Genomic DNA, 980 nt, shown 5'->3' with positions numbered 1-980 from the left:
TCCGTAAACAATTGTGGCGTTAGCCACACAGCCAACGGCGAAAATATTTGTTTGAGCAACGCTCGGCAGGTCGTCCTTAACCAAAATCATAAACCGGAATCGTTCTGCTACTTTTCTCCAAAAATCTAAGCACCTATAAGCGGACGGTGCGAGTTAATTTTCGCCCTGTTTTTTGTGCTACTTTTTTGTGCCAAAAAAGTAGCGGGAAGAAAATAGCAGAATGCTGTCGCTACCAGCCACGGCTGCGCTTTGCTTTTTTGCTACATTTGAATAGTAGTCGGGAGGCTGGTGCTTAGCAAGGTCGGAGTCGCAACCGAGCACGAAGTGCGAGCTCAGCAAAGCTAATCTTTGCCCAGCCTAGTGCGCAGATATAGACTACGGCGAGCGGGGGGTTGGGGCAAGGTTGCGAAAGAGGGAAAACTAACGATTAAGTCAATAAAAAATATAAAAGGAGCAGGTAAAATAAAAAGTGGAGATGATCTAATTGTAAAACCCAACCAGGTAAAGAAGGTAAGCGACCATGGCTCATCCAATGGCGGATTTACCATCTCGGATGTGGATGTGAGTAGATTTAACAAACCTAAAAAGTAGCGGATATGGAAAATACGGGAAAAACAGCCATGAAGAAGTGGATAAAGGAGGAGCTTGCCCCCTTGGCCAAGCAGCATGGCTTTAGGGTAGGAACGTTTTTTGGCACGGGAACTTTTGCCATCTATAGGTGTAATGATGAAGGATATCAAAGCATATATTTTATTGTTGAAAGCGATACGGTTAGTTATGGGGCAATAGTTCGCATCAATCCAGTTGAGGAGCTGCTTTACAGGTACTCTCAAAAAGAAGTGTTTAAAACTGTAGATACAATCAGTTTTGATGATACCGAAGAGGACTTTAAGTACACCCCTCGCACCACGAAGGAGGAGCTGGCAGCGTACCTCTTACCGTTAAAGGAGCGCTTTGCCGAGGTGGTGGAGCAGATGGAG

At 45.2% G+C, this 980-nt stretch carries 2 protein-coding genes; both read left to right on the top strand.

Translation table 11 applies throughout. The features are described 5' to 3' along the window. Window positions 1–360: 360 nt before the first annotated feature. Window positions 361–591 carry a hypothetical protein gene (locus tag L990_RS16410; protein WP_047451695.1) on the top strand — a complete coding sequence of 77 codons (231 nt, stop codon included), beginning with the start codon at window positions 361–363 and terminating at the stop codon, window positions 589–591. A 5-nt stretch (window positions 592–596) separates the two neighbouring features. Continuing rightward, on the top strand, window positions 597–980 hold a 384-nt coding region (locus L990_RS16405), incomplete at its 3' end, for a hypothetical protein (protein ID WP_047451693.1).

Origin of the sequence: Alistipes sp. ZOR0009, from assembly GCF_000798815.1 — a bacterium.
Lineage (GTDB): Bacteria > Bacteroidota > Bacteroidia > Bacteroidales > ZOR0009 > Acetobacteroides.
The sequence above is the reverse complement of the archived record's forward strand: the minus strand, read 5'-3'. Positions and strand labels throughout refer to the sequence as shown.